Genomic DNA, 20,868 nt, shown 5'->3' on the forward strand with positions numbered 1-20,868 from the left:
TTTTTAATGTAGTTACATTGGGTTTAATTGACCGAACCAAGGTGTTTGGAATGCACTTCCGCCTGAGTGGATTAATCCATTCAATTGCTCTTTATCAAACAGTTCATGCAAAATTGAGCCTTTATCCGTTAATAAATCTTGTAGCCATACTGTTACCGCTTTTGTATAATGCGGGTTATGCGTTTTCGGATAAGGACTCTTCTTTCTATATAAAATGTCATGTGGAAGTATCCCTTCTAAAGCTTTACGCAATAGACCTTTTTCGCGGTTTTCATACATTTTCATTTCCCAAGGAATATTCCACGCATATTCGACTAGTCGGTGGTCCGCAAATGGAACGCGCACTTCTAAGCTCGCTCCCATACTCATGCGGTCTTTTCTGTCTAATAATGTTGTCATAAACCATACCATGTTTAAATAAAATAATTGTCGTCTCTTCGCTTCTAGTGGGCTTTCTCCCTCTAAAATAGGAACTTCTTGAATGGATTCTTCATAGCGCCTTTGTACATATTGTTGTAAATTTAATTTACTTCTCCATTCTTTCTTCAGAAGTTGTTCACGTGCTTCTGTAGAGCGCATCCATGGGAATGCACTTGATTGTAAATCATCTTCTCTATAAAACCATGGATACCCACCGAAGATTTCATCTGCACATTCTCCAGATAAACCGACGACAAAGTCTTGTTTAATTTCGCGGCAAAACCATAATAATGAGGAATCGATATCTGCCATACCAGGCAAATCACGAACGAGCACCGCTTCTGTTAAACACTCTGCTAGCAGTTCATTTGAAATGACGCAACGATGGTGAGTCGTTTGAAACGTTTCAGTCATTAAGTTAATAAACGGCGCATCTGAATTGGGTTGGAATGCATTTGCTTTAAAATATTTTTCATTATCTTCATAGTCAATAGAATACGTGTGTAATGGCCCTTTCCCTGATCTTTCATATTCTTTTGCGGCAATTGCTGTTATAGCACTTGAATCTACACCACCTGATAAAAAAGTGCATAACGGTACATCAGAAACGAGTTGCCTTGTAATAGCATCTTGTAATAAAAAGCGTGTTTTCTCTACTGTTTCTTCAAAGGAATCTTCATGTTTTTTGCTCTCTACATTCCAATATCTCCATATACATAAACCATTTTTTGAAAATGTCATTGCGTGGCCCGGTCGTAATTCTTTTATACCAGCATAAATACCGTGACCAGGCGTTCTAGATGGTCCGAGGCCGAATATTTCTGATAACCCTTCTAACGTTACTTCAGCCTTCACATCAGGATGCGCTAGTATCGCTTTTAACTCTGAGCCAAATAGTAATCGTCCACTATCATATTTATAAAATAGCGGTTTTACACCTAATCGATCTCTTGCAATAAATACTTGTTCTTTCCGTTCGTCCCATACAGCAAACGCATATATACCGTTTAAATGATCGACACATTCTTCTTTCCATTCAATATACGATGCTAATAATACTTCCGTATCAGAATGACCTTTGAACGTATACCCTCTTCTTAAAAGTTCCTTTCGAATGTCTTCCGTGTTATAAAGTTCGCCGTTATAGCAAATTGCATAATTCGCTTCATCCTTTAAACAAGTCATCGGCTGTTTACCACCCTCAGGGTCAACAACGATTAACCGTTTATGCCCAAACGCGACATTACCCTTAATCCAAACTTTATTATCATCTGGGCCACGCTTCGCTAACGTCTCAGCCATCTTCATAACGACGGCCCTTTCTCCTTCTAATGAGCGTTTATAATCTACCCATCCTGTAATCCCGCACATATAAATCATCCTTCCATCTTATTACTTTTCCTGAACGTGCAGTAATCCCCACTCTAAAAGTGCGGATACAAAAAAATGACAAACTTGACGATAACCTACCATCCGTATACGGAATAGTAATTTCACTCAGTAAAACGTGTTTTATTGTATGCCCACCTATGTCCGGATGTGTCTAGTTATAAAGAACGCGCGAACTGTCTATAACAAGAATAACTACTTTTCATAAAGGAGAAATCGTGTATGATACAACGTAAACATATTTTATATAACCAGCCTCGTGCTCATTCAGTCGGTAATGTAGAATATATAAACAATGAATGGGTATTCTTTGATGATGAAAATGACGAAGCATTTTTATTAGAAGATATTGCCGAAGATGGCTTTGAGGTTTTATATAACAACAACTGGCTACCAGCTCGTTTTTATGAACAAAACATATTGCAAATCGCAAATGAACAACACCCCCTCCAAAACGGGGAAATGATACGCATTCGTAAAAAATTACTCCTTAGCTATCATGAATGGCTTGAGGAATTACCCGATTCTGTTTTTGCGTTATTAACAGAATCATTGCAATCACTTCATTACTCTCTATATGATTGCATGTATTGCCATAATTATTTATCCTTCTTACCGAAAGAGGAAGCATGCGAGGGAGTAAATATTCTTTTATTTGATAATGAAGAGATGATCTGTACACTGCAGCACCATTTCGTTCGTCACTCTTCTTCAAATAAAAATATTTTCCGTTTTACGAAAGTAAATGGAGAAGAGTTGCATATCGATGCGACATAAAAATAAAACCACCGTATCCCCCAAACATTTGAGAGATACGGTGGTTTTATTTTTTATTAGAATACTTGCCAACCAATCGGTAATTTCAGTCCAAGGTAAAATACCGCTACTAGTGCGACAATAAATAATCCCCAAACTGCCCCTGTTGCCTTATTCTTGCTCATTTTCACAAGAACCATTTCCATTCCACCGATAACTAAAATACCAGCTATCATTTTTAAACCGTACCACATGTGCATGTTACTTGTTGCAGTCTTCATAATACCCATGTACAACATGAAACCTGTCACAATAATGATAATGTACATAAGACGAAGCCCCATATGTACACCTTTCCCTTTTCTTCCTGCTGAATAAAGTGAATACGCAACGAAGAATAAAATTAAACCTAACGCCCATGCTGTAATATGCATATGTACCATCGTATCCCCTACCTCCTCTTTTCACACTTTTTCACTCTATATGATAACATGTTCATTTATTTTCAGGAAATGTTTCGCTTTTTTACATTTAAATGCTATAATATTTAGAGTATTTACAAACTTCTTGTAATAACAAAAGGGGGAACAATCATGATTCAAACTAAGGATATTATCGAACTTACAGACACATACGGAGCAAATAACTATCACCCACTTCCAATCGTTATTTCTAAAGCAGAAGGCGTTTGGGTAGAAGATCCTGAAGGAAATCGCTATATGGACTTATTAAGTGCATATTCTGCAGTTAACCAAGGTCATCGTCACCCCAAAATTATTAACGCTTTAATTGACCAAGCTAATCGTGTTACGTTAACTTCTCGTGCTTTCCATAGTGATCAATTAGGCCCTTGGTACGAAAAAGTTGCGAAACTAACTAATAAAGAAATGGTACTTCCAATGAATACAGGTGCAGAAGCTGTTGAAACTGCAATTAAAACAGCTCGCCGCTGGGCTTATGATGTGAAAAAAGTAGAAGCAAACCGCGCTGAAATCATCGTTTGTGAAGATAACTTCCACGGACGTACGATGGGTGCTGTTTCTATGTCATCAAACGAAGAGTACAAGCGTGGCTTCGGTCCAATGCTTCCTGGCATTATTGTAATTCCTTACGGTGATTTAGAAGCGTTAAAAGCTGCAATTACACCAAATACAGCAGCATTCATTTTAGAGCCAATTCAAGGTGAAGCAGGAATTAACATTCCACCAGCTGGTTTCTTAAAAGAAGCTCTTGAAGTATGTAAAAAAGAAAACGTTTTATTTGTAGCAGATGAAATCCAAACAGGCTTAGGCCGTACTGGTAAAGTATTTGCTTGCGACTGGGACGATGTAACTCCTGACATGTACATACTTGGTAAAGCACTTGGTGGCGGCGTATTCCCAATCTCTTGCGTTGCAGCAAACCGCGACATTTTAGGTGTATTCGAGCCAGGTTCTCACGGTTCTACATTCGGTGGTAACCCACTTGCATGTGCTGTTTCTATCGCAGCTCTTGAAGTGTTAGAAGAAGAAAAATTAACAGAGCGTTCTCTTCAATTAGGAGAAAAATTAGTTGGGCAATTAAAAGAAATTGATAACCCAATGATTACTGACGTTCGCGGTAAAGGTTTATTCATCGGTATCGAATTAAACGAGCCAGCTCGTCCTTACTGTGAACAACTAAAAGCAGCTGGTCTATTATGTAAAGAAACACACGAAAATGTAATTCGTATCGCACCACCTCTAGTAATCTCTGAAGAAGATTTAGAGTGGGCATTCCAAAAAATTAAAGCTGTATTATCGTAATGATAGAGAGGTTGTCCTACACGTTAGGACAACCTCTTTCCTTTTATAGTGATTTATATTAAAGTTTAATTGTAATTTTCTGTATTTCCATTCATAGAAGGAGGTGCGACATGCTATTAAGATATGGTAAACATATTAACTATTTAGCTACAGCTTTTATTTTAGTTACATTCTTTGGTTTCATCCTTTCCACAACATGGCTTCATTACTCAACTCCTACTACACTCACACTACTGAAAGCATCATTTTGGACTGCTGTTATTCTTACTATTATTGGATTTGGACGAGAAAAAAGCGCACTTGCGGTTATATTATTTGGCATTTGTACACTTGCATTAATTAGTCTTTACACTTTTGCCGTTATCGATTACCTCTATAACCCAAGACCATAGAAAAAAGCTATCTTTATACAAGATAGCTTTTTTCTTCATTTCACTACATTTCGCAAAGTACCAATTCCCTCTACTGTAATGACCACTTCATCACCAGCGTGTAAAAACTTCGGTGGTGTAAAGCCCTTTCCGACACCAGACGGCGTTCCTGTTGCGATAATATCGCCTGGTTCTAATGTCATCCCTTTACTTATCGTTGAAATAATTTCTTCAATTGAAAAAATCATTTTATTTGTGTTTGAAGTTTGTCTTACTTCTCCATTTACTACTGTTTCGATGTGTAATGCGTTCGGCGTTTCAACCATTGATTTATGCATTAAATACGGTCCCATCGGACAAAACGTATCAAAGCTTTTCCCAAGGAAAAACTGTTTATGTTTCCTTTGAATGTCACGAGCGGTTACATCATTTATAACTGTATATCCGAAAACATGGTCAAGCGCTTTTTCTTTTTTTATTTGCTTCCCTCGCTTACCAATAACAATAGCTAGTTCCCCTTCATAATCTAGTTCATTCGTTGCGTGGGAATGCCCATTGATTTTCTCATCAATTCCAATAACTGTTGTTGGTGCTTTCGTAAAAATCATTATATTTTCCGGAATAGACTCTACTCCGCCCATCTCGATTGCATGTTCACGATAGTTTTTCCCAACACAAAGTATATTCTTTCTTGGCCTTGGAATTGGTGCTAATATTTTCACCTCTGTTAACGGATAATACGCTACCCCTTCATTTTCCTTTGCCCAATTTACAATTTCACATATTTTCTCAAGACATTCAGTCCCTCTTTCAATACACTCTAACATTGTAATCGGAATCGTAACCTTTTCCCCTTTTTGTCTTTGCGCTTCTCTTAAGTGCAGTACTTTTTCTTCCTCTTCGTCTACAATACCTACAAATACCTTTTCCTCTTTCTTCGCCGTTACAAAACGCAATATTTCCACTCTCCATCCTAAAACTCATACCATTTAATTGTATTCGCATCTATAAGAAAAAAACCTTCTCATGCACGCTAATTTTTACAATATTCTTCCCACGCCTTATTCGTTACTCATTCATTATTTGACATAAAATGTAGAATTTTTACTTTTTTTAGCGAAGTTGTTTCTTTTTTATGCGATTTTTGTATAATATGTACTACATATATACTAAAAATTTCATTTAGAGATGGAGCCGATTTCAATGTTTGAGCAAGCTATTGAAAAAAAACGTGAAAAAATGATCTATTTTGCTGAACGCTACGGAATGACTTCTCAAAAAACAGTGGATTGTAGCCAAGAACTGGACAGGCTCTTAAATGTAATTTGGCATGTACATACGAATTTTCACCATAATCAAACACTCGATACACACACGCAATAACGTGTGTGTTTCTTTTATTTCAAAAAAACACACATTTTATTGAAAACGCCCATACAATAGTAGAAAAGAAAATTTTAAAAACGAAAGGTGTTTTATATGCCAGCTATGGTCGGACATATTCGTATCGTCAATATTGGGTCAAGTGGTATTTTTCACATTGGAGATGTATTTGCGATTAGGCCTATTAGTTATTCACGTGCTTTCGCTGGGGCCGGCTCTTTTAACGTTGGAGATAATGTTTCTGTCTACAATTATCAAAGCGCAACGACTGTCAATGATTCAGATGTAATCGATCAAGCGATAATTGGTTCAACTTAAAGGAGGCAATTGCATTGAATTTTTACGTGAACCAAAGTATTATCATTAACAGTATTAGAATCGATAGCATTACGACTTCTTCTGTATTCCAAATTGGTACAGCCGGAAGTATTAAAGCTCTATCTAAATTTTCAAATACGGGTGGATTTACAGAGCCTCTTCGTCCATTACAGGCGAAAGGACAAATTATTTCTATCAAACCATCAAATAGTTCTTCTTAAGGCATCCTTGTCATAAATATATATCAGAAATATATTTACCCTCCCTATTGAAAAGGAGGTTTCACAAAATGAATCAAGATATATATACTTACTTACACCAACTTCAGCAAGCTCTCCAAATACAACAAGCAACCATCCTTAGCCTAGAAGATCAAGTCCGCCAATTACAAGAAGAGCTTAATGAATTAAAAAGTCGCCCCTCCTCTTCTATAGGAAAAGTGGAATACAAATTCGATCAATTAAAAGTAGAAAATTTAAATGGCACTTTAAATATTGGTTTAAATCCATTTTCAACAAAAGGACAACAAATTGAAGATTTTCAAGTTGATACAGAAACATTGAAGGTCAATCCTGAAACTGACACCAACCCTGACTTTTATCAAGGTATCCTTCAAGAAATGCATCGCTACTTAGATGAAGAAGCATATAATCGAATTCTCCATTTTGAACAAGAAGAGAGAACACCGCTTGATGAAATGTATCGACAAATGATGGTTGATGACATAAAAAAACAGATGGAGCATAGACTTCCTTATTATTTATCACAAGCTCAATCATATGAAGGTATTTCAACAGATCCAGATTATTTACGGGACCTCATTATTCAAGCAATGAAACAAGATATCGACAAAGCCTTTCTATCCTTTATTCAGCACATACCGGGAAATTTCCGAAAGGAGTAAGTATGTATGAATCTTAACGTTGTAAATCGTGAGTTAAAAGTCGGACAGATTAAAATGAACGGTGTATCTTCGTCCGCTCTCTTTTTAATTGGGGATGCAAATTTCCTCATTTTATCTTCTATTCTTGATACACCGTTTGAAACTGTTACAGAGGGTCCATTTGTACCATTAGTAACAGATGTCCCTCCTACTCCAGGTTAAGGAGACTGAGAAATTATGTTACATCATGTGTCTATTGTCCAAAATGTTTCTATTATTTCTTTAGGGATTACTGCTGTATTTCAAGTTGGAGATGCAAATCAAATGGAATTAAAAAGTAGAGCTCTTGCCGTCCACAGGGAATTCCCTTGTTATATAAAAGGTGAAGGGCGCTTAGATGCATTTGAAATCTTTACAGATGAACACATTACAATCCCAAAGCGAACGACAGATGTCAAATTAAATATTATAAATGAATGCCCTTTTATTGAAGTAAATAACGTTGAATTGCGCACACTTTTAAATTCTGGTTGCTTTCAAATTGGAAATGTTGATTATGTTTTTAATAACTCTCGGATTATGCAAATCCGCCAATATATTACGGATGAACCTTCCGCACAATAATTCATATAGTAATTAAAAAGCTTAGTAAAGTAGGTGGATGATATGCCTTCTGTTGTTGGAAATCTCGTCGTTCAAAACAGTAACGGTTCTTTCAATTTAGGAGATTTTTATAACGTGTCTCCGAAAGAAAACACGAAAGCGTATAATGGATCCGGAGCTTCTAATGTCGGATTTGTCGTCAACACTTTTAACGGCGTTAGTGCAACAAATACGTTTGATTCTGATGTGGCAGATCAAGACCAGATTGGAACGGCATAAAAAAGAGGTGTCTCCTATAGGTGACACCTCTTTTTTATATGAAATAGTAACGGATCTTTTCTTTGAAAATTATTCATCACATCACCATTTATTTAAATGATAATCCGCACTCCTCCAAAGCCTTTCTAAGCTTTGGTAAAGATGCTGGGCCCATACCATGCAGTTTTAAAATTTCTTTTTCACTATATTTTGAGAGCTCTTCTACAGTGTGAATACCATGGTGCTCTAATGCCCTTCTTGCTGGTGCTGAAAGAAGAGAGAGAAAACCTTCTTTTGGCTTTCTCTCTTTCTCACAGGTTGGGCAAGTTGGACAATCGCTACTTTTATAGTACTCGTGTCCCTGTTCACAAGTTCTTAACGTTGCCATTTTTTATAGCCCCTTTCTGTTGTCTATTCCTCAATTTTCACAACATGATTCCCATCAAAGAAGTATAAGCATTTCTCTTTCACAGGATGTTGTAAGCTTTTTTCGAGTGCTTTTGCATATAACGAAAGCTGCACTTTATATCGATCCTCTAAAATTGGTTTCGCTTGATCGAATCCCCCTGGGAACTTTCCTTCAATCGTATCCGTTTTAAAGTCGATTAACGTAATGCCGTCTTCCTCTTCAATCATGCAGTCAATAACCCCTTGGACAAGAATCGATTCGCCGTTCTTCCCTTGCCAATCTTGATACGCTTCTTCAGCTGCAAGCATCATCGTAAATGGTACTTCGCGCTCTACACTTTTTGCCGCTAATACCCTTTTACCTAAGTCACTGTCAAAGAATGAAATTACTTTTTCAATGGCTATTTCTTCCGCCTGCTCGAATGTTAATAATTCCTTATTTACCATTCCTGCGATTTGTTCTTGTAGCGTTTCGGCCGTAATCGGTTTCTTCAAATCTACATGCTGCATAACGGCATGGACTGCTGTTCCGCGCTCTGCGTACGTTAACCCTTTTTTCTCCATGAAACGAGGACGCGTTTTAATTGGTGCACGTAGTTTTTTAATAAAGGCGTTATCACTACCATCTTCTGATTGATAGTTTCTCTTTATTTCTGTAACAGATTGCTTCGCACGGTGAGAGGTTGCTTCCTCATATCCGTACTTCCACAGTAATCTGTCGTACACTTCTTCTTTTCGTTCACTTTCTAACGGAACAGCCTTTTTCTCACGAAGTGCTTCTAACAATTCTTGTTTCTCTTCTTGAACTGGCTCTGGTGCAAGTAGCGTGTTACCGTCCACAACTTCTACTTTCCAGCTAGTGTCATACCCGTAAATTTCATCTGGAATACTTCCTTGTCCTAATTCAAGAAGCATTTCACTATCACGGTGTCTATATAATGAAGGTGCAATCCAGTCTAAATAACAAGACGCTCCAGCACGTATGTGATCTGGTAATAACCATTCACTATGTTCCCTCGCATCGAGCCATTTTTCCATTTCCTTATTTGCATCCTTAACTGTTCCGATTAAAATTAACTTCTCTTTTGCACGCGTTAAAGCTACGTATAATACGCGCATTTCTTCCGCAATTAATTCCATTTTCATTTTACGTTTAATTGCAAGCTGTGATAATGTCGTATATTTAATTCGTTTACGCGGATCAATGAACTGTGAACCGAAACCGAAGTCTTTATGCAGTAAGAAACGTTTCATTAAATCTTGTGTATTAAAACGACGACCGAGTCCAGCTACAAATACGACCGGGAACTCAAGTCCCTTACTTTTATGAATCGTCATAATGCGAACAACATCTTCTTGTTCACCAAGAGCTCTCGCCGTCCCCATATCGTCACCGCGTTCTAAAATACGTTCAATAAAACGTAAGAAGCGGAATAATCCTCTAAATGATGTTGCTTCATATTGCCTTGCGCGGTCATATAATACGCGCAAGTTTGCCTGCCTTTGCTTTCCAGCTGGTAAACCGCCGACAAAGTCATAATACCCTGTCTCACCATACACTTTCCAAATTAAATCAGAAAGTGATTGTTGGCGCGCGAATTCACGCCATCCTTGCAGTAAGTTATAAAACCATTCTAGTTTTTCATGAAGTTCTTGTTCTTCTTCAAGCGGTGCATCTTTTAAGAATGAGCTCATTACTTCATAAAATGACCCTTTCTTTCCGTGAGCACGAAGCGTCGCAAGTTCTTCATCATTTAATCCAACGATCGGTGAACGAAGTACTGCTGCAAGTGGAATATCTTGCATCGGATTATCAATAACGCGGAATACGTTCATCATAATATTTACTTCTGTCGCTTCAAAGTAACCAGTCGCAAGGTCTGCATATACTGGAATTCCTTGTAGTTTTAACTCTTCCATAATTTGCGGTGCCCACGGCATAGAGCGAAGTAAAATAACGAAATCACGATATTGCACTGGTCGCATACTATCCGTTTTTCGGTCATACACTTCATAACCTGAATCGACCATCGCTTTAATGCGCTGCGCCATAAGACGAGCTTCCAGTTGCGCCTTTTCGACTTCCGTACCTTCTTCACCCTCTAGCACTTCTTCTTCCGTTTGCTGAATGCATAATAATTCAGCCGCTACATCTTCACCTTCTGGATAACTAGCGCCTAGTTTTAATTCAGCGTCAGCGTCGTAGTCAATCTCTCCAACTTCTTCGCCCATAATTTGTTTAAAAATAAAGTTCGTACCTGCTAGTACTTCATGACGACTACGGAAGTTTTTCGCTAAATCAATCTTCATTCCGCCGCCCGATCCTTCTTGCGTGAAGCGTTTATACTTTCCTAAGAATAAGCCTGGTTCTGCTAGTCGGAAGCGGTAGATTGACTGTTTTACGTCACCAACCATGAACAAGTTCCCTTCACTCTCAGAATCTTTCGTTACAAATTTAATAATCGATTCCTGTACGAAGTTCGTATCTTGATATTCATCGACTAATACCTCAGCAAATTTATTACGATATTGAAGCGCTACTGCGGACGGCTTCATTTCACCGTCTTCACTTTGCTCGCTTAAAATTTGTAAACAGAAATGCTCTAAATCTGTGAAATCGACCATTCCTTTATCTCGCTTCATCGCTTGGAAACGCTCTGTAAATACTTTTACGAGCTGTACGAGTTTTTCTAATACAGGATGCATATCTTGAAAATCTCGTAAGAAGCTTTCTGGTCTGCGGCTAAATAGCTCTTCTTGTAATTTCTTCACTTCATCTTTCGCTTTATTACGAAGAGAGTCGACTTGTTTTACAATATCTTCATTATAATCACTTTTCTTAATGCGCTTTAACGTTTGCCACGATACGTTTTGCATCGCTTCATACACGCTTGTCCACGATTCACGAGCTGCTGATAATAACATTCCAAGTAAAGCTGCATCCGCTTGCAGGGTTTCAACGCGAGGCGCCGGGCCGTCAGGAAGCATTGCGAGTTCGGTTGCTTTACGAATATGTTGTTCCGCTGTTTCAAGCTGGAATCTCACATCTTCTAATAAGTAAGAAGCATACACTAAATCTTCAATTGTCTTTCCTTCCACGTCGTATGCTTCTACTAATTTATCAAGCCATTTTTCCGGATTTGGATGCGCTCTTGATTCTGTATGAAGCGCTAAAATCATTCTTTGTAAGTCATCATCACTACGGTCACTCGTATAGCGATCAACTAATTCAAAGAAAATACTATTATCTTCGATTCCATACTCTTCTTCTAATATGTCATCTAGCACTTCTTCTTTTAACAACTCATTTTCTGTTTGATTTGCAATACGAAAACGAGGATCAACATCAAGCATGTAGTAATACCCTCTAATTACTTGTAAACAAAATGAATGGATCGTTGAAATAGATGCTTTATTTAATAGGCTCAGCTGTTTTCTTACATGCTGAGATCCTGGCTCATCAATTAGTACTTTTTCTAACGCTTCTCCAATTCGATTTTTCATCTCTTGCGCCGCTGCATTCGTAAATGTTACAACGAGCAGGCGGTCGACATCGACTGGATTTTCCTCGTTAATAATCTTTTTAATCATACGTTCAACTAATACTGCTGTTTTTCCCGATCCAGCTGCTGCTGCGACTAAAATGTCACGTCCATTCGCTACAACGGCTTTCCACTGGTCATCTGTCCATTGACTACCTTCTGGTTTTTTAGGCCAATTTTCTATCATTCTCCGTCAACCTCCTCTCTAATTTTCTCCATCGCTTCACTATCTTTCATATCTTTTAACGTACGGAATTGATTATCTTCAAGTGATTCATCAAACTGACAGACAGATTTGAAGTTACAGAACGTACATGCCGCTTTATTCCCCTTTTTGTAAGGAGCAATATCAATAACACCTTCTGTAATGTCTTTTCCGATATTTTCAAACGTATGGTGTACATATTTTTGCAGTACGTTAAACTCTTGCTCACTTGCAATGCTAGAACGCGCACCAAAACTACCGTCTTTTTTCAGACCAGCAGAAATAATATCTGAACTTCCTGTTGAAAGTTTGTTATCCATTAAACGAACAACGTCAGCATCTCCTAGTACGAGGCCTTTCATTTTAAATTTCTTTAAAATTTCTTTTTCAATTTCAGCTTCAGATGCGTCACCTTTCATTTCAACAATCGGATTATGAATATGAAAGTACAGTACACCAGCAGGTAATGCTGCGTGGCCTTTTTTCATCCACGTTTGTGCATTTGTAGTAACGACATCTAAATACGTTAACATTTGAAGTGCCAATCCGTAATACACTTCCGTTAAGTCTAACGCTTTTGAACTTGATTTATAATCAATAATACGAAGGAATGTTCCGTTTTCATCTTCAGCCTTATCCACACGGTCAATACGGCCGATAACTTCCATCTTTACACCATTTGGTAATGAGAATTCCATCGGCGGAAGCGATCCCGTACCGCCCATACCGAATGGCACTTCTAAATCAACTGGTACGAAACCGCTCGACTTCGCGTGTTCACGAAGAATGATTGACGTACGGAAAATGATTTGTTGTAGTTTTTGTTTTAAATAGAAATGACGATTTGAGCTTAATAAAATTTGTCTTTGTAATAACGGTGCGATTTCTTCTATTACTAAAACAGAAAGATGCTCACACTCTTTTATTGATAAATCCGCCCAAGTACGGTTTTCGCGTAATAGCCTGTCTGCAATTCTCTTCAGTGCTGCATGGAATAGTTCACCGATATCTGGTGCATCTAGTTTAAAAATATCACGCTCTCTTAACGATAAACCGTGCTGCGCGAAATGAGCGTACGCACAACGGTTGAAGAGTTCCATACGAGAAACGCTTCCTTTTATTTTATCTCCGTATAAATCTCTACTTACTACCGTACTTAGTTTCTGCGCACGATTTCGATAGAATAAACTTGATAACACGCGACTACTTTTTTGTTTCCATTCATCCGAAGTGACGTAGAAGTTATAGACGTCCCACCAAAAATCTAGATTTCCTTCAAATCCGTATCGCTTCCACGTTTGTAGTTGCTGCATGACATAAGATAACGTCACTTCTGGCGTTGCTACGTATGAAATTTGTTCCGAACGCGATAAGTCGTTTACGTCATTCGTAATAAACGAGTCTTTCACATTAGGGAACATTCTTTTTATTTTCTTAATAAAGCTAGATGCAAGTAATGTCTTTCCTTCTTCATCTGCAAGTGGGCATGAAATATATAATTTCTCAGACGCTCTCGTTACCATCTGATACATAACGAACTGCTCTTCTAATAAAGTTTGTCTCGTCGTTGGCGCGAGTTCAATTCCTGCCGCACCAAGAACTTCTCTTTCCTCATCAGAAAGCATCCCTTCATCCATCGGTGCTGCTGGAATAACTCCTTCATTTACGCCGATAATAAACGTAGCTTTCACATCTGATAACCTGGAGTGATCAATATTGGCAACTAATACTTGATCTAATGATGGCGGAATGTTAGCGAATTGAAGTGCCTCAAGTCCTGTCGACATAACGTCCGTGAACATAGATAGTGACATTTTCTCCTCACCAAGCATTTCTACAAACGTATCAAGAAGGCTCATTACTTCTTCCCATACTTGTTCATGGTCTGTTGCAAATAAGAAATCTCCGCTCTCTTCTGCACGTATACGTAATTCTTCTAACTTCTTTGGAACGTCAAGTTCTTCTAAAAATAAGTAAACCGCTTCGCACATTTGCATCACTGTTCCCGCACGCTTTAACCTTTTTTGCATGCGAATAACTGGCGTTCTTACAACGTCACGCAGTCGATTTATTTTCTCTTCCATTTCACGTTCAATATCTGTTATCATTCCGTTTGTATCGTCAAGTGAACGGTAACGGCGATACATCCACGGATCCTCAGAAGTCCATCTCTTCCCTTGTACACCGTACGCTAAACAATAGTTTTCGAACTCATCCATCTCTTCACGCATCATTTCTTTCCTTACGTCTAATGGATATAAAAGCTCTGTTTTCACGCAGCGAAACACCGCGTCATAACGCCAATTTCCGCTAATAATTTCTAAGGCAGAACGAATACACTCTACTAATGGATGATGTGACATCGGGCGTTTTTCATCGATGAAGTGTGGAATATTATAATCTGTAAATAACGTTCGCATCACATCGTAATAACTTTCCCCGTTACGAAGAAGTACTGCAATATCTCGGTAACGATACGTTTCATCCGCGACAAGTCTACGAATTTCACGAGCAACCCCTTCTACTTCAGCTCGTAAATTCGCCGCTGTACTAATTGTTACACTTGCTTCATCATAATACTTTTCATTCGGACGCGCTTCATAATGCGTTTCTAAATGAGCTAATGCCGGAGAATGAAAACGCGGTTGTTCCATAAGTGGAATTGTTTTTTCAATTTCTATTTTCTCTTCCCGCGCTACTTGTTTTATTTTTTCATATGTTAACATCGTTTCATAAAATAAATCCAGTTCATTCACTGGCTGCGCTAATGTTTTTTCATCTATCGTTAACGTAATTGTGACTCTCGCTCCACAAATCATGAGCTGTCTTACAATTTCAAGTTCTTGCGGAGAAAATGAATGAAACCCATCTATATAAATTTCAGCACCATTTACATACTCAGACTGCGGAAGCTTTTCCACTAGCAATTGTAAATAGTCTTCTGAATCTAAATATTTCCCGATTAAAGCACGTTCAAAATCATCATATAATAGCTGTAAATCATATACTTTATTCGCTAATAACTTTTGCTCAGCACTGCTACTATGCGCATCTAATTGTTGCCACATTTCATATACGTTAGATGGCGTCACATTGTAACGTTTAAACTCCGCAATCATACTGCCAAGATGTTCAAAGAAACCGTTTTGCTCCGCTGCTTTTTGGAACACCGATAATCCATCTTTACGAGATTCTACAATTTTACGAAGTAACATATGCACACCCGCTTCATCAATATGAAGACGACTCGCTCCGCCAACTTCTTGCAACACCTTCCAAGCTAATCGTGAAAAACTAAAAACTTGTGCCCGAATAGAACCTCTTACATCCTCCCTTTCAATTAACGCCTGCTGCGTCTGGAATGTCATCTGTTCTGGCACAAGATATAATATTGTTTTGCCTCTCGGGCGCTGTTTTAACTCTTCTTGCACTTCTCGTAAACAAAGTGTACTCTTTCCACTTCCCGCTCTACCAATCACCAATCGAAGTGACATGTAACCCCACCTTTCACTTACACAACGAACATTAGTTTGCTACTATAATTGTATTATAGTACACGAAAAAAGACAAACGGAGTTGTTTGTCTTTTCTATACTTCTACTTCATTATATCAACCTTTTGAAAAATTCGTTTGCACCTCTTGAATTGGCCAATATCGTAAATCGACTTTACCGACAACTGTATCAGCCTTCACAAAGCCAAAGTGTCTACTATCCCAGCTCCCAAGGCGGTTATCGCCTATTACAAAAATATGACCAGCTGGCACCACCTTTTCTTTCGTTAACTCTTCTAATGTAAAATCACCTGTTAGTTGCCTTCCATTTATCTCTTTCTTGTACTTCTCTAAATAAGGCTCATCAATAAATTGACCGTTTATATACAACTTATCATGCTTATATTCAACATGGTCTCCAGGTAAACCGATAATTCGCTTTACATAGTCTTCTTTTTTATTCGCATGAAAAACGACGACATCGAACCTGTTCAAGTCCCCCACTTGATAACTCACCTTATTTACAACGAGCATATTGCCATCTTGCAATGTCGGCATCATTGACTTCCCCTCTACAACGTACGTTGAAAAGAAAAACGTTCGAAAAAATACAGCTAATAGTACACCAATTAAAATTGTTCGTATCCACTCTAGGCCTTCTTTTTTCAAAGTTTTCTTCATCCGCTTCTCCCCTTACCCTTTAATAATGAAGCTTGCATTTATAAAGTGAAACTTAATCGGTGGGGGTTTTGTTCATCCCGCACCAATCGGGCAGTTTGATCCCCACCTAACTTCTCTGCTTCAGCCGAATTTTTTGGAGGGAGTTTTACTGCCCTCAAATAGTGGGACAAAGAAGACTATTCTTAATGTAGTTCTAACTTTACTTCAATTCTTTTACCGACATACCATAAAATAAAAATAACAATCGCTACAATAACTGATTTCACCGGCTTATGAATAAACGACATTAAATCATGACCGATGTACGTTAAAATAAAAATCATCACAAGCTTTCCGAATGCGAGCGCAAGTCCGAACTGTTTTACGCTAATGCGAGATAAACCAGCTACAACGTTTATAAGCGCAGACGGTGTAAACGGAAAACAAAATATAACAAACACTGGCGCGAATCCTTTCCTTTCAATCCACCCCATTGCCTTGCGCACTTTCTCATGCTTATTTACAAAAGAAAAGAAACGGCTTCGTCCAAAATGGCGGATAATGAAAAAAACAAGCATAGCACCGATTACTGATCCGAGCCATGAATAAAGGAAACCCAGCCAAAACCCAAATGCAACAGCATTCGCTAGTACAAACACAATAAGTGGTAATGCTGGAATAAGCGCCTCTATCATCGGCAAACCGATGCCAAGAAGCGGTCCGAACGCCTTATAGCTTTCAACAATATGATCCATATTTTCTGGTGAAAAATACTCTTTGATTGACTGAAAATCCATTCTACACTTTACCCCTTTACTCTAATTACTACCTCTACTGTATCATTGCTTTTCTGAAAGAGGAAATGGTAGATACGACATATGGAGATGTAATTATTAAGTTTCCATGTCCTTCATTAGAATTCCTTCATTATTTAGCTATGATAATCTTTCAATATTCGACAGGATATGAAGATAATTTAGACACTATATACAAATTGTAACTTATCGGTTACGTTTGATGAAAAAGCAGAAACTACAGAAAGTAATAATTCGTCTTTTTCAAAAAAATACCCTTACTGCACGTAAGGGTATTTCTACCTATATAGAAAGAAGTATCATGTATGCCACAAATATAAAATGATATATATTTACACTACATTAAATATATATAAGGAAATTACCATTATATTGTTCCATTAAAGAACAATATATTTGTACATCTCGCTCGTTTTATTTATGAATCTTACAGCGTAAACTGTATATATAATGAAATAAAAAAAGGATGAGTCTCCTCATCCTTTTCCTCTCACACATCTTCTTCCCTAACAAAATACACTTTCTCATAAGCTGGTCTTAATGTTGATTCATCTCTTTTATCAATTTCTTTAAAACAAGGATTTCCTTGTTTCTTCTTTCGATCTTCATATTCTGTACGCAGTTTCGCTGTACGATTTTGTTGATTTTCAAAACTATTTTTTGATATTTCTAATTTCACAGCAAGGCCATTTATAAATCGAATAATAAGATTTCCATCTTTTAATTCTCGATTACTTTCGATATAAAAATGCGACAGCCACGCGCACTCTTTTCTAGAATAAGAATAAGTAGGGAAAAAATAAAGTTGATCTGTCGGACTGATTGCAATCGGTGCTTTATGTGTAATGTGCGTTAACTCTTTCGTTCCTTCTTTTCTGCCCAAAAAACTAGATCCATGCTTACGACAACTTCTCTCTATAATATCTAGAGGCTTTTGAAATACGAAAAAAGAATCTTCCATTTCAACAACTCGCGTAACAATTTTCTTTTCACTTAGAATAACAGGAAGTAAGGCCATTGTATTTTTAGTTACAACATAATTTTCGACATAGCGTTCTACTTTACTTTCCATATCCTATTATCTCCTTTTTTCATTTTCTATTTATATTAGCAGCTGCATATATAATTTTAGCACCTATGAAAAGGAAATAGGTAACAGGTTCCGCTTTTTTACAATTTTTTATCATTTATCAAACATTTGTCAAACAATAAAATCACAATATATAAATTAAGTAGTTTTATAACCATAAAAACAGCATTTATACTACCTATAAATATTTATTATCCCTTCCTCTTTTTACATCATTACAACAATTAACTTTGCTATAATTAAAATATAAATCCAATATATGGAGGGCCCTTATGGAAGAAAAAGAGATCCAACCATCGATTCAAATGAAAAATAGTAGCGTCATTATCGTGAAAAACTCAGCTAGTATTATATTCGGTTTATTTTTCATTCTGCTATTCTTCGCTAAACCATTTCGTAAATCGAAATGTCCTGAATGTAAAAAACGCGAGAAGAAAAAAGCAGGGAAAGAAGAGTAAAAGGCCTTCCTTTTTGGAAAGCCTTTTACTCTTCTTCATTGCCTCTATAAACGTCGAGTACAACTTCATTTACATATATCTCAACAACAAAAAAAGGATGGCATGAGCCATCCTTTTTTCCATCATCAACTATAAAATTATAGTTTGATTACGTTTTTAGCTTGAGGTCCACGGTTGCCTTCTTCGATTTCGAAGCTAACTTTTTGACCTTCTTCTAAAGATTTGAAACCTTCAGTTTCGATTGCAGAGAAATGTACGAATACATCGTTTTCGCCTGGAACTTCGATGAAACCGAAGCCTTTTTCGTTGTTAAACCATTTTACTTGTCCTGTTACTGCCATGATTATTTCCTCCTAAGAAAATACAAATTATTTTAGTCTTCCTGTATAAAAAAAGAATCCACACATTATCAAACACGAAACATAAACTAGTTCTCACATACTTTTTCTCGTTCGTTTTCGGCACTTGATAATATATGGATTGCTTAATTTAACTATTCAACTGACATCATCATAGCATACTTAAAATAAAATGTACAATCTTTTTTGAAAATAGAATTTCTAATTTTTAGTATTTCTTATAAAATAAAATTATCTCTATTCTATATAAGGAGGAATTCATGACAACCAAAATTCCTAAAAAAACATTAAAGAGAATTGAAGAGGATATTGAAAATAATAATCTTGGAAAGGCAAGAGAAAGATTACACGGTCTCATCTTTACATACCCAAATGAATTACATCTTCGAAAACAACTCGGAGACATTTATTATAAATTACAATATCCAGAAATGGCTGGACGTTATTGGTATCTAGAGGAGCATAAAACAGATATTATGCATGAATCATGTTTATTATTTGAAAAATCAATGGGAAATGATCCTTATCATATTGCGCGTGCTTTAAAATTCAAAGGCGATTCTAGCAAGATAAAGAAATTATATAAAGAGCAGCCTTTATCTCCAGTGCAAAAAAAAGTAGCAGAGGAATTAGTATATGAGTATAAAGAAACATGGGAAGATAAGTTAATGCCTCTTGGGTGTCTAGTATTCCTTACTTTCCTTCTTTTCTCTGCTATTGTCGGTATATTCACTATTTGGAATTGGATTTTTTAATTATAGGGGGAATTTTCACATGTCAAACTACGAACAAGAAGAAAAGCTAACAGGAGGAAACGTCTCAAACGTATATCGTTCTGAAAATACTGTTCGGCGGGAATTAAAGCCAGACAGTACAAAAATTCATAAGCTATTACGTCATCTAGAAAACAAAGGATTTCATTATGCCCCAAAGTTTTTGGGCATAGATGAAAAAGATAGAGAGATTTTATCATTTATAGAAGGCGACGCAGGCAATTATCCTTTAAAAGAATACATGTGGTCTAATGATGTGCTGAAAGAAATCGCAAAGATGCTCCGTCTGTACCATGATGCTGTAAGTGACTTTCCGTTATTAGATGATTGGAAACCGATGGATCATACCCCACATAACATTGAGGTTTTATGCCACAATGATTTTGCTATATATAACATTATTTTCAATAATGAAAAGCCAGTCGGTATTATTGATTTTGACGTCGCTGCTCCTGGTCCAAGAATGTGGGATATCGCTTATACGCTTTATACTTGTGTACCTTTAAGTCGAGTGTATTATACAGAATCAGGAGAAGCCGTTCATTACGACTCATCGCAACACGCAGGTCGTATTAAAGAAAGAGTAAAGTTGTTTGCTCAGTCCTACGATAAAGATATGGACGAAAATTACTTCGAAATGGTGTTACTACGTTTAGAAGGGTTATGTACATATGTGAAAAGACAAGCACAAGAAGGAGACGGAAATTTCCAAAGAATGATTGATGAAGGACATCTAGATCATTATGAAAAAGATATGACGTTTATTCGTAAGCATGGGAAAGAATGGATCTAATATTATTTCTATTTTTGTTAGTAAATATATTTTAAGTTATGTTACATATATCCGAATAATTGTTCATATCGTTTCTTTTCCTACCGGAACTATCAAGCTAAAATCTC

At 37.1% G+C, this 20,868-nt stretch carries 23 protein-coding genes; 13 read left to right on the forward strand and 10 right to left on the reverse strand.

The window, feature by feature from the left end; translation table 11 throughout:
- Window positions 1-12: 12 nt before the first annotated feature.
- On the reverse strand, window positions 13-1,791 hold the full coding sequence (gene asnB / locus JDS95_RS11350; RefSeq protein ID WP_199690515.1) for an asparagine synthase (glutamine-hydrolyzing): 1,779 nt from the start codon (window positions 1,789-1,791) through the stop codon (window positions 13-15).
- Between the two features lie 240 nt (window positions 1,792-2,031).
- Here asnB and JDS95_RS11355 point away from each other — a divergent pair, with 240 nt between their 5' ends.
- Complete coding sequence (locus JDS95_RS11355; protein WP_000616037.1) at window positions 2,032-2,586, forward strand: DUF2777 domain-containing protein; 555 nt, start codon at window positions 2,032-2,034, stop codon at window positions 2,584-2,586.
- 56 nt (window positions 2,587-2,642) lie between these two features.
- On the opposite strand, the gene JDS95_RS11360 is transcribed toward JDS95_RS11355, so the two are convergent.
- Window positions 2,643-3,008, reverse strand: a complete 366-nt coding sequence (locus JDS95_RS11360) for a YisL family protein (RefSeq protein ID WP_000233490.1) — start codon at window positions 3,006-3,008, stop codon at window positions 2,643-2,645.
- Between the two features lie 150 nt (window positions 3,009-3,158).
- Here JDS95_RS11360 and rocD point away from each other — a divergent pair, with 150 nt between their 5' ends.
- Window positions 3,159-4,349 (forward strand): ornithine aminotransferase, encoded by a 1,191-nt coding sequence (gene rocD / locus JDS95_RS11365; protein WP_000616647.1) that lies wholly within the window; start codon window positions 3,159-3,161, stop codon window positions 4,347-4,349.
- Between the two features lie 110 nt (window positions 4,350-4,459).
- Window positions 4,460-4,741: a hypothetical protein gene (locus JDS95_RS11370; RefSeq protein WP_199690516.1), complete on the forward strand. Its 282-nt coding sequence runs from the start codon at window positions 4,460-4,462 to the stop codon at window positions 4,739-4,741.
- Window positions 4,742-4,776: 35 nt separating this feature from the next.
- Here the strand turns inward: JDS95_RS11370 and JDS95_RS11375 are convergent, their stop codons facing one another.
- A complete protein-coding gene (locus tag JDS95_RS11375; protein ID WP_001213082.1) occupies window positions 4,777-5,676 on the reverse strand; it encodes a fumarylacetoacetate hydrolase family protein in 900 nt (299 codons plus the stop codon).
- Between the two features lie 247 nt (window positions 5,677-5,923).
- Here JDS95_RS11375 and JDS95_RS11380 point away from each other — a divergent pair, with 247 nt between their 5' ends.
- From JDS95_RS11380 to gerPF, 7 genes are all read left to right on the forward strand, one after another.
- A complete protein-coding gene (locus JDS95_RS11380; protein WP_000462852.1) occupies window positions 5,924-6,103 on the forward strand; it encodes an aspartyl-phosphate phosphatase Spo0E family protein in 180 nt (59 codons plus the stop codon).
- A gap of 96 nt (window positions 6,104-6,199) precedes the next feature.
- Window positions 6,200-6,421, forward strand: a complete 222-nt coding sequence (gene gerPA / locus JDS95_RS11385) for a spore germination protein GerPA (RefSeq protein WP_001111187.1) — start codon at window positions 6,200-6,202, stop codon at window positions 6,419-6,421.
- 14 nt (window positions 6,422-6,435) lie between these two features.
- Complete coding sequence (gene gerPB / locus JDS95_RS11390; protein WP_001012514.1) at window positions 6,436-6,642, forward strand: spore germination protein GerPB; 207 nt, start codon at window positions 6,436-6,438, stop codon at window positions 6,640-6,642.
- A gap of 68 nt (window positions 6,643-6,710) precedes the next feature.
- The gene (gene gerPC / locus JDS95_RS11395; protein ID WP_001070753.1) at window positions 6,711-7,325 is read left to right on the forward strand and encodes a spore germination protein GerPC; all 615 of its coding nucleotides are present in this window, start codon (window positions 6,711-6,713) and stop codon (window positions 7,323-7,325) included.
- 6 nt (window positions 7,326-7,331) lie between these two features.
- Window positions 7,332-7,526, forward strand: coding sequence for a spore germination protein GerPD (gene gerPD, locus JDS95_RS11400; RefSeq protein WP_001052804.1), 195 nt, complete (start codon window positions 7,332-7,334; stop codon window positions 7,524-7,526).
- A 15-nt stretch (window positions 7,527-7,541) separates the two neighbouring features.
- Window positions 7,542-7,928: a spore germination protein GerPE gene (locus JDS95_RS11405; RefSeq protein WP_000902325.1), complete on the forward strand. Its 387-nt coding sequence runs from the start codon at window positions 7,542-7,544 to the stop codon at window positions 7,926-7,928.
- 42 nt (window positions 7,929-7,970) lie between these two features.
- The gene (gerPF, locus tag JDS95_RS11410) at window positions 7,971-8,186 is read left to right on the forward strand and encodes a spore germination protein GerPF (protein ID WP_001141566.1); all 216 of its coding nucleotides are present in this window, start codon (window positions 7,971-7,973) and stop codon (window positions 8,184-8,186) included.
- A gap of 88 nt (window positions 8,187-8,274) precedes the next feature.
- Here the strand turns inward: gerPF and JDS95_RS11415 are convergent, their stop codons facing one another.
- From JDS95_RS11415 to JDS95_RS11440, 6 genes are all read right to left on the reverse strand, one after another.
- Window positions 8,275-8,553 (reverse strand): RNA polymerase alpha subunit C-terminal domain-containing protein, encoded by a 279-nt coding sequence (locus JDS95_RS11415; protein ID WP_085450061.1) that lies wholly within the window; start codon window positions 8,551-8,553, stop codon window positions 8,275-8,277.
- A 23-nt stretch (window positions 8,554-8,576) separates the two neighbouring features.
- On the reverse strand, window positions 8,577-12,302 hold the full coding sequence (addA, locus tag JDS95_RS11420) for a helicase-exonuclease AddAB subunit AddA (RefSeq protein WP_085450062.1): 3,726 nt from the start codon (window positions 12,300-12,302) through the stop codon (window positions 8,577-8,579).
- On the reverse strand, window positions 12,299-15,814 hold the full coding sequence (addB, locus tag JDS95_RS11425; protein WP_199690517.1) for a helicase-exonuclease AddAB subunit AddB: 3,516 nt from the start codon (window positions 15,812-15,814) through the stop codon (window positions 12,299-12,301). The genes addA and addB overlap by 4 nt, the downstream gene beginning before the upstream one ends.
- A gap of 116 nt (window positions 15,815-15,930) precedes the next feature.
- The gene (lepB, locus tag JDS95_RS11430) at window positions 15,931-16,494 is read right to left on the reverse strand and encodes a signal peptidase I (RefSeq protein ID WP_000751916.1); all 564 of its coding nucleotides are present in this window, start codon (window positions 16,492-16,494) and stop codon (window positions 15,931-15,933) included.
- Window positions 16,495-16,676: 182 nt separating this feature from the next.
- Window positions 16,677-17,270 carry a TVP38/TMEM64 family protein gene (locus JDS95_RS11435; RefSeq protein ID WP_000347508.1) on the reverse strand — a complete coding sequence of 198 codons (594 nt, stop codon included), beginning with the start codon at window positions 17,268-17,270 and terminating at the stop codon, window positions 16,677-16,679.
- Between the two features lie 508 nt (window positions 17,271-17,778).
- Window positions 17,779-18,360, reverse strand: a complete 582-nt coding sequence (locus JDS95_RS11440; protein WP_000444436.1) for a competence protein ComK — start codon at window positions 18,358-18,360, stop codon at window positions 17,779-17,781.
- A 290-nt stretch (window positions 18,361-18,650) separates the two neighbouring features.
- On the opposite strand from JDS95_RS11440, the gene JDS95_RS11445 reads away from it, so the two are divergent.
- Complete coding sequence (locus JDS95_RS11445) at window positions 18,651-18,836, forward strand: hypothetical protein (RefSeq protein ID WP_000391370.1); 186 nt, start codon at window positions 18,651-18,653, stop codon at window positions 18,834-18,836.
- 137 nt (window positions 18,837-18,973) lie between these two features.
- Here the strand turns inward: JDS95_RS11445 and cspA are convergent, their stop codons facing one another.
- Window positions 18,974-19,177 (reverse strand): RNA chaperone/antiterminator CspA, encoded by a 204-nt coding sequence (gene cspA / locus JDS95_RS11450; protein ID WP_000301522.1) that lies wholly within the window; start codon window positions 19,175-19,177, stop codon window positions 18,974-18,976.
- A gap of 278 nt (window positions 19,178-19,455) precedes the next feature.
- On the opposite strand from cspA, the gene JDS95_RS11455 reads away from it, so the two are divergent.
- Window positions 19,456-19,950: a DUF6584 family protein gene (locus JDS95_RS11455; RefSeq protein ID WP_000208490.1), complete on the forward strand. Its 495-nt coding sequence runs from the start codon at window positions 19,456-19,458 to the stop codon at window positions 19,948-19,950.
- Between the two features lie 19 nt (window positions 19,951-19,969).
- Entirely contained in the window at window positions 19,970-20,761 is a 792-nt protein-coding gene (locus JDS95_RS11460; protein WP_000073823.1) for a phosphotransferase, read from the forward strand.
- The last annotated feature ends 107 nt before the right edge of the window (window positions 20,762-20,868 follow it).

Source organism: Bacillus cereus group sp. N24 (genome assembly GCF_016483345.1).
Lineage (GTDB): Bacteria > Bacillota > Bacilli > Bacillales > Bacillaceae_G > Bacillus_A > Bacillus_A toyonensis.